Genomic DNA, 7,929 nt, shown 5'->3' with positions numbered 1-7,929 from the left:
ACTACAGTTGGTAATGGTAAGGCAACAGGTATCGACCCAGTAACCGGTAAAGTTGTTGCAGATGAAACCAAAGAGATTACTTACGTTTACCAAGAAGCAGGTCATGTCAATGTAAACTACGTTGATACAGAAGGTAACGTGATTAAACTTCCAGTTGTTGATGTTGAAAATGGTGAACCAGGATCAGACTACGACACAGTTGTAGACAACAAACCAGCTGAAATTTCATACAATGGTAACTTGTACAAACTTGTACCAGCAGGTACTTACAATGTAGGTACAGTTGGCGAAAGCAACAACTTGACTGCAGCAGGTAACGGTAAGGCAACAGGTGTTGACCCAGTTACAGGTGAAGTTGTCGCAGGTGAAACCAAAGAAATTACTTACGTTTACCAACTTGTAACAGGTAACGTTGTGATCACTTACGTTGATACAGAAGGTAATGTCTTGAAGTCAGAAGTGAAAGACACAACCGATGAGCCAGTTGGTGAATCTTACAGCACGAAAGAAGACGAAAATGAGTACCCATCAACGATCGAGAAAGATGGCGATACTTATTACCGTGTTGAAGCAGGTGAACATAAAGTAGGTAAGACTACAGAAGATGGTCACTTGGTAACCTCAGATGATCCAAAAGGTACTGTTGAAGAAGGCACTAAGAAAGTTACTTATGTCTACGAAAAAGCTGGTAATGTAAACATCAACTACGTAGATACAGAAGGTAATGTCATTAAACTTGCAGTCACAGATACTGTGAATGGTAAAGCAGGTACTGCTTATGACACAGCTGAGTCATCTACTACTAAGACTGAAAAACCAGCTGAAATTCTATACGACGGTAAGTTGTACAAACTTGTACCAGCAGGTACTTACAACGTTGGTACAGTTGGTGAAAGCAACAACTTGACTGCAGCAGGTAACGGTAAGGCAACAGGTGTTGATCCAGTGACAGGTGAAGTTGTCGCAGGTGAAACCAAAGAAATCACTTATGTTTACGAGCTTGTAACAGGTTCAGTTGTTGCTCGTTACGTCATCGAAGGAACAGAAACTGAAATCGCAGACGATAAGACAGTTAAACCTAAAGAAACGCCAGTTGATGAAGTTTACGGCGATACACCACCAACAACAATCACTAAAGATGGTAAGACATATATTCTCGTTCGTACTCGTGAAAAAGAAGGTGATGCACCAAAAGATGGTAAAGTCATCGAAGGTGAACAAACAATCACTTACGAGTACAAAGAACAAGAAGAAACACCAGAAGTGAAATCAGGTAACGTTAACGTAAACTATGTTGATACGGAAGGTAATGTTATCAAGGATAAAGTGGCCGATGTGGTGAATGAACCAGCTGGCACTGACTACGATACAGTTGTAGACAACAAACCAACAACAATTACTAAAGATGGTAAGACATACAAACTTGTTCCATCAGGTTCTTACAAGGTTGGTGTTGTTGGATCAAATAACAACTTGATTGAAGTTGGTAACGGTAAAGCAAAAGGTACCGACCCAGTTACAGGTCAAGTTGTCGCTGGCGAAACTAAGGAAATCACTTACGTTTACGAAAAAGTAACAGGTTCAGTCGTTGCTCGTTATGTCATCGAAGGAACAGAAACTGAAATCGCAGACGATAAGACAGTTAAACCTAAAGAAACTCCAGTTGATGAGCCATACGGCGATACTCCTCCAACTACTATCACTAAAGACGGTAAGACTTATATCCTTGTTCGTACACGTTCAAATGAAGGTGACTCACCAAAAGACGGTATCGTTAAAGAAGGTGAACAAACAATCACTTACGAGTACAAAGAACAAGAAGAAACACCAGAAGTTAAGACAGGTAACGTTGTCATCACTTATGTTGATACAGAAGGTAACCCATTGAAGTCAGAAGTGAAAGATACAACTGACGGCGAAGTTGGTTCAGAGTACAACACGAAAGAAAGTGACAACGAGTACCCAGAAACAATCGTTAAAGATGGTGTGACTTACAAACGTGTTAAAGCAGGTGAACATAAAGTTGGTGAAACAACAGAAGACGGTCACTTGGTAAGCTCAGACAAACCAGCAGGTACAGTTGAAGAAGGTACGAAGACAGTAACTTACGTTTACGAAAAAGTAACAGGTTCAGTCGTTGCTCGTTACGTCATCGAAGGAACAGAAACTGAAATCGCAGACGATAAGACAGTTAAACCAACTGACACTCCTGTAGATGAAGTTTATGGCGACACACCTCCACAAATCATTGTTAAAGATGGTAAGAAATATATCCTTGTTCGTACACGTACAAACGAGGGTGATGCATCAGAAAATGGTGTGGTTAAAGAGGGTGAGCAGGTAATTACTTACGAGTACAAAGAACTTGTAGAGACTCCGACTCCAGATAAACCAAATGAGCCAAGCAAGCCAACACCGGTTTATCCTGAAGCTCCAGCGACTCCGACTCCAAGTAAACCTGCTACTTCAGCTAAACCAACTACCCCAGCTCCAGGTAAAGCTCAATTGCCAAATACAGGTGAAGCTTCATCTTCAGCAACGGTTCTTGGTGTTGCAATGCTTGTAGCAGCTCTAGCACTTGCAGGAAAACGTCGTCGTAACGAAGACTAATCAACATTTATTCTCTCTAACCTTCATTAGATTGAGATAAATTGAGAAAAAGGAAAGGTTTGCCTTTCCTTTTTTCTATTTTAATAATTATCTATTTTGAAGAATGAAGCGGATAACGAAGCGATAGAGGAGGAGGCAAGGCTTCAAGCAATAGGTGATATATTATCTTATACCTATTGAATGAGAACTGGAGAGTTTCCAAATAAAATAGGTTTGACTTGTGAATAACTATTTTGTTTAAATACCTGCAATTTTTAGTTGACAGAAAGCCAACCAGAGGGTAGTCTATAAATAGAAGAAGTTCTTCAAAACGACGATTATCCATTAGCTTCTATTGAATAGTCAGAAGGGAATCGAAGAAATTTGTTTCCGAGTTTGATATACAAATGTCGGATACTTCTATAAGATATTTAAACGCATTTGTGGGGAATCTCCCAAAAATTACCGGCAGAAAATCGGTCAATTAGAAACAGAATGAAAGTGAGGCCAGATGACCAGCAAGGATCAATTACAGCAATTATTTCCAAAGGGAAGAATTTCTACTAGTAGGAGTGAGGGTGAAGCACTCCAATTTCCGCTATCAGAAGGTGTCTGGTTTACCCTCTCAAAAGAGGAATTGACAGAGCGCGAATTGGGGTTGGTGGAGCTGTTACTTGGGGAATTAACTCAGGAATCTCAGCATCCTTGGGCTCACTATTTTCATGGAACAGGGCCGATTCCCCAAGAGTTGACAACGCTCCAAGTCATTCATGCCCATATCTGGACGGTATCGGATGAGGATGGCAGACAGGCATGGCTCGATATGATGACCAAGCTCTTGCCTAATCTCAAAGCCTTTTACACGACAAATGGCCACGATTATACATTTGTTTTGGAACAATCTACCCTATTTGATGTTCGGGAGATTCTAGGGGACACTCTTTCTGCCATGGAATTTGATTTCGGTCTCAGGATGACCTTGTTCCTTGGACAAATGTGGCCTGAAAAAGTAGTTGGATTATGGCCGAAACTTGTAATGGCAGAACAGTCCATCTTTGCCAACTGGAGGACTCACCACCATCAATCGAATTTGCTCACCTTTAGCCAATTGTATCTGTGGGCAGGCCAGCTTTACCCAGTTTTGAAGGAGGGCTTGGCACCCTTGATTGTCCACCAACAGCTGGAAAAGGAAATTCTAGCCCTCTGGCAAGAAGGTGCAGTCTTAACAAAGGCGGCTCAGTCCCTCTACATCCATCGGAATACCCTACAGTATCGTTTGGATAAGTGGTATGATTGGACTGGCTTGCAGCTAAAGGATTTGACGGATTTAGCTGTATGCTACCAGGTCATCATCGAGGATGGATTTTAAGGAGTTTGCTACTCCATTTGAGGTTGTTTTTGTTCACCGTACATTTTTTTAATCTTTTGTGCAACTTGTACAAAAGATTTTTTTATTTTTGTTCACATTGACATAGAAAAAGTAAAGCGTTTTCATTTATAATAAAATCATCAAAGAAAGCGAGGATTGAACATGGTTCAATTGAATTTAAAAAATATCTACAAAAAATATCCTAACAGCGAGCATTACTCAGTTGAAGACTTCAACTTGGACATCAAGGACAAGGAATTTATCGTATTCGTAGGTCCTTCAGGATGTGGTAAGTCAACAACTCTTCGTATGATTGCTGGTTTGGAAGATATTACAGAAGGGGAAGCATACATCGACGGCGTGTTGATGAACGATGTGGCTCCAAAAGATCGTGACATTGCTATGGTATTCCAGAACTATGCCCTCTACCCACACATGACTGTATTTGACAACATGGCTTTTGGTTTGAAATTGCGTAAATACAGCAAGGACGAAATCAAGAAACGTGTGGAAGAGGCTGCACAAATTCTTGGCTTGACTGAATTTTTGGAACGCAAACCAGCTGACCTTTCAGGTGGACAACGCCAACGTGTTGCCATGGGTCGTGCCATTGTCCGTGATGCAAAAGTATTCTTGATGGATGAGCCTTTGTCAAACTTGGATGCCAAACTGCGTGTATCCATGCGTACAGAGATTGCTAAAATCCACCGCCGTATCGGTGCAACAACCATCTACGTAACCCACGACCAAACAGAAGCTATGACTCTGGCTGACCGTATCGTTATCATGTCTGCGACTAAAAACCCAGCAGGTACAGGTACAATCGGTCGTATCGAGCAAATCGGTAGCCCAGAAGAGCTATACAACCGCCCAGTCAACAAGTTCGTTGCTAGCTTCATCGGTAGCCCTGCTATGAACTTCTTCACAGTGACACTTCAAGATGGTGTTCTTGTTGGAGATGGCTTCAAAGTGGATCTTCCAGAAGGTCGTCGCAAGCACTTGGAAGAAAAAGGCTACAATGGTAAGAGCTTCACACTTGGTATTCGTCCAGAAGACATCAAGGCTTCTCAGTTGGAGTTGGACACTTACCCTGCTTCTATCGTAGAAGCAGAAGTAGTGGTATCTGAGCTTCTTGGTGCGGAAACCATGCTCTACTCTAAAGTAGGAAATACAGAATTTGTATCTCGTGTAGATGCGCGTGATTACCACAATCCAGGAGACAAGGTTCGCTTGACCTTCAACCTCAACAAAGCTCATTTCTTCGATGATGCAACAAGCAAGGCCATCGTATAAAATTGTTCATAAAACACCTGACCGTCAGATGAAAATCTGGCGGTTTTTGGTTAGTAACATATAATTTCTTGTTTTTGTTTGCTAAACTCTATATAATAAATATAGGAAAGATACTTACAGGAGGTTCCCATGAAAATACTACTGAAAAAAATTCGGATAACTGCTCTGTATATTTTGCTTTACAACCTTATTTTGATTATATGCATTTGGATGGGGAAGGTATCCACCAAGGAGGAATTCATCATTGCTGTCACAGGGAATGCGGTCATGATGGGGCTGTCTTTCTTGCATTTGCACAACCAAGTATCAGATGAATTTCATGGAAAAATAGAAGAACCGTCGGTTTAAACTGACGGTTTCTTTTCTTATGTTAGTAATTGCAGTAGGTAGGTCATTGTTCCGAATTCGAATAAAATGTAGATTCCTAATACGATAAAAATAGTTGGAAGAATTATTTTTTCATATTTTTCTATGAATTCAGAAATGCTATGGAGACTTCCAAATTTTTCTGCTAGGTAGCAAATGGCGACAGTCTCTAGCAAGATCAGGCCGGCGGTTAATAATGTTTCTAAGGTACTTAAAGTTGTAAAATAAGGGGTAAATATTCCTAAATTATCTACTCCAGATGCTAATAAAATAAAAATGATAGATAGTAGTCCGATTTTGCTATCAGGAATTTCTGATTCTGCTTCGTTTTCAAAAAGGATTCTAGCACCTAGTAGAATAGGGACGAAGCCGAGCAGACCAAGGATCCAGTCATCTAGAAAAATATTGGCAACTTGGCTAAGGATTGAACTTAAGAGAATGAGTATAAAGCTAGCAAGTAGTTGTCCAAAATAGATTGTGCGTTTTTCACCTGGTTTCTTTGCCTGTGAAAATAAAAGGAATAAAATTAGGAAATAATCGATACTTGTTGAAATACCAAGAATCAGTGCATAAGTAATAATAGTCATGTTCCCTCCGTATAATATAGTAGTCATAGATGTTTATTTACAGAGGCACATCAATTTTGAAAGATAGAAGTAAAAATTGCGATTCATTTTAATTTCCTTTTTCACTACCCTCATCTTCATCTTTGTAAACCTCATAAAAGTCAACCTTGAGGCGAATAAAGGCTTCCATATCGTGTAGGAGCTGAAAGAGGGTAGCACGGGTTTCAAATTCTTCTCGGGTTTGCGGCAGAGGTCGCTCGCGGAAGGTGGCATGGAAGAGTTCGATGTTCAGGAGTAGTTCCTTGGCGGAGTTTTCTCGGCTTAGTTGTTGGGCTGCTCGCTCGAAGAGGCTGGACAGGATGACATTTTCTCTGCCTTCCAGTAAACATTTGTTGATATTTCCTGCCATGGTCCGCAGGATTTTGTTTTGTGCAGCCCGCATTTCAAAGTAATGGACCTGGTAGTTGGTCTGCTGGAAGAGCTGGTTGTGGCGGTCTAGGTAGACGACTTTCAGGGCTTCCTCCAAGGTCTTATCCAGCTGCGTAATCAATTCTGCCTCGTTTCGTCCGTCGCCGTTGAGCAGAAGGGCTTCAAAGCGGAGGAGAATCTGCTTGAGCAGGTCTTCGACTTGGTCGTGGTAGGCCTCGATTTTCTTTTCTTGCGAGGGCATATAGAGGTTAAACAAGAGGGCCAGTCCTGCCCCAATCAGAAAAAGCGCCAGCTCATTTCCCAAAAAAATCAGCGAAATATCCTGCTCTAGTAAGAGGTGGGTGACGAGGACGGTCGAGGGGGCGATGCCAGCCTCCCAGTTGAATCGGTAGGCCAGAGGGACATAGAGGGCCAGGTAGATGCCTAGGGTCCAGATACCGAAGCCAAAGAGGGTGAAGGTCAGGACGGCTATGGTCAGGGCCAGGAGGGTGGAAAAGAGGCGGTTGCGGGCCATTTTGAAGCTGGACTTGCGGGTGTCGAGGACACTGAGAATGGCGATGATGCCAGCTGCCGTCGCATAGGACAAGCCCAGGGCGGTCGCTAGGTAAATGGCTAGGACGGTAGCAAATATCAGTTTAATCGTTCGGAGGGAGAGGGACATGGGGGCTCCTTTGGTCTTAGTCTTCCTTTTATTGTACCATAAAACCCTCCTATCTTAGGAGGGTTGATTTTAAGCAAACAAAGCAATAATTCCGACTACCAAATAGCAGACTAGTTTGTAGCTTTCGTTGATGAGTATGAGTTTAAGAGGGCGTTGCTCAAAGACATAGTTTTTCAATGAAGCAAGGACTGCAATTACCCCCCATGCCGCCAGCTGCATGGAGTGGTGAAACACCAAGGGTCTTGATGAAGAAAATCGCTACAACAGCAGTCAAAACTTCAATCGCTAAGGAAATCATCATTTCCTTCTGGCCATTTTTGCCAGCCTGACGGTCAGCTTCTACCTTAGCCATGTCAATGCCAGAGGCTTCAATCCAAGCATCACGGAAAATAAAACCATACCACAAACCACCAATAGCAAAGGCAATCAGCCCTGCCAGAATTCCAAAAATAAGTGTCATAAAATCTCCTTTTTATTCCGTTTGTACGGATAAATGATAGATAACAGAATACCATGGTTTGGTAAGGAGGTCAAGTTTTTCAGCTGTGATATAGTGAGTGCCTATTTTCAGTCAACCTATGCTATAATCCCGTCTTTGACAGTTTGAAACGACAAAACCCTCCCTAACCCTATGCATATCAAGGGTTTAGAGAGGT

General features: G+C 41.9%; 6 protein-coding genes and 2 pseudogenes. 5 read left to right on the top strand and 3 right to left on the bottom strand.

Annotated features, from left to right (window positions below; genetic code table 11):
- The 5 genes and pseudogenes from SST62_RS0101240 to SST62_RS0101225 form a co-directional block, all read left to right on the top strand.
- Positions 1 to 2,610 (top strand): MucBP domain-containing protein (locus SST62_RS0101240; protein WP_029185989.1); only part of this gene is annotated, 2,610 nt, incomplete at its 5' end.
- Between the two features lie 391 nt (positions 2,611 to 3,001).
- Positions 3,002 to 3,088 (top strand): annotated as a pseudogene (locus SST62_RS1000000113040) (hypothetical protein); the annotation flags it as partial.
- Positions 3,089 to 3,100: 12 nt separating this feature from the next.
- Entirely contained in the window at positions 3,101 to 3,958 is an 858-nt protein-coding gene (locus SST62_RS0101235; RefSeq protein WP_029185988.1) for a helix-turn-helix domain-containing protein, read from the top strand.
- Positions 3,959 to 4,120: 162 nt separating this feature from the next.
- Complete coding sequence (locus SST62_RS0101230) at positions 4,121 to 5,251, top strand: ABC transporter ATP-binding protein (protein ID WP_029185987.1); 1,131 nt, start codon at positions 4,121 to 4,123, stop codon at positions 5,249 to 5,251.
- Positions 5,252 to 5,380: 129 nt separating this feature from the next.
- Positions 5,381 to 5,599, top strand: coding sequence for a hypothetical protein (locus SST62_RS0101225; protein ID WP_029185986.1), 219 nt, complete (start codon positions 5,381 to 5,383; stop codon positions 5,597 to 5,599).
- A gap of 17 nt (positions 5,600 to 5,616) precedes the next feature.
- On the opposite strand, the gene SST62_RS0101220 is transcribed toward SST62_RS0101225, so the two are convergent.
- The 3 genes and pseudogenes from SST62_RS0101220 to SST62_RS01000000111365 form a co-directional block, all read right to left on the bottom strand.
- Positions 5,617 to 6,204, bottom strand: a complete 588-nt coding sequence (locus SST62_RS0101220; RefSeq protein WP_029185985.1) for a cadmium resistance transporter — start codon at positions 6,202 to 6,204, stop codon at positions 5,617 to 5,619.
- Between the two features lie 88 nt (positions 6,205 to 6,292).
- Positions 6,293 to 7,273, bottom strand: a complete 981-nt coding sequence (locus SST62_RS0101215; protein ID WP_029185984.1) for an aromatic acid exporter family protein — start codon at positions 7,271 to 7,273, stop codon at positions 6,293 to 6,295.
- Positions 7,274 to 7,342: 69 nt separating this feature from the next.
- Positions 7,343 to 7,733 (bottom strand): annotated as a pseudogene (locus tag SST62_RS01000000111365) (DUF1761 domain-containing protein).
- Between the last annotated feature and the right edge of the window lie 196 nt (positions 7,734 to 7,929).

It is taken from the genome of Streptococcus suis YS56 (assembly GCF_000440115.1).
In the GTDB taxonomy this organism is placed as follows: domain Bacteria; phylum Bacillota; class Bacilli; order Lactobacillales; family Streptococcaceae; genus Streptococcus; species Streptococcus suis_L.
Note: the sequence above shows the minus strand (reverse complement) of the source record. Positions and strands in the feature narration are given on the sequence as shown.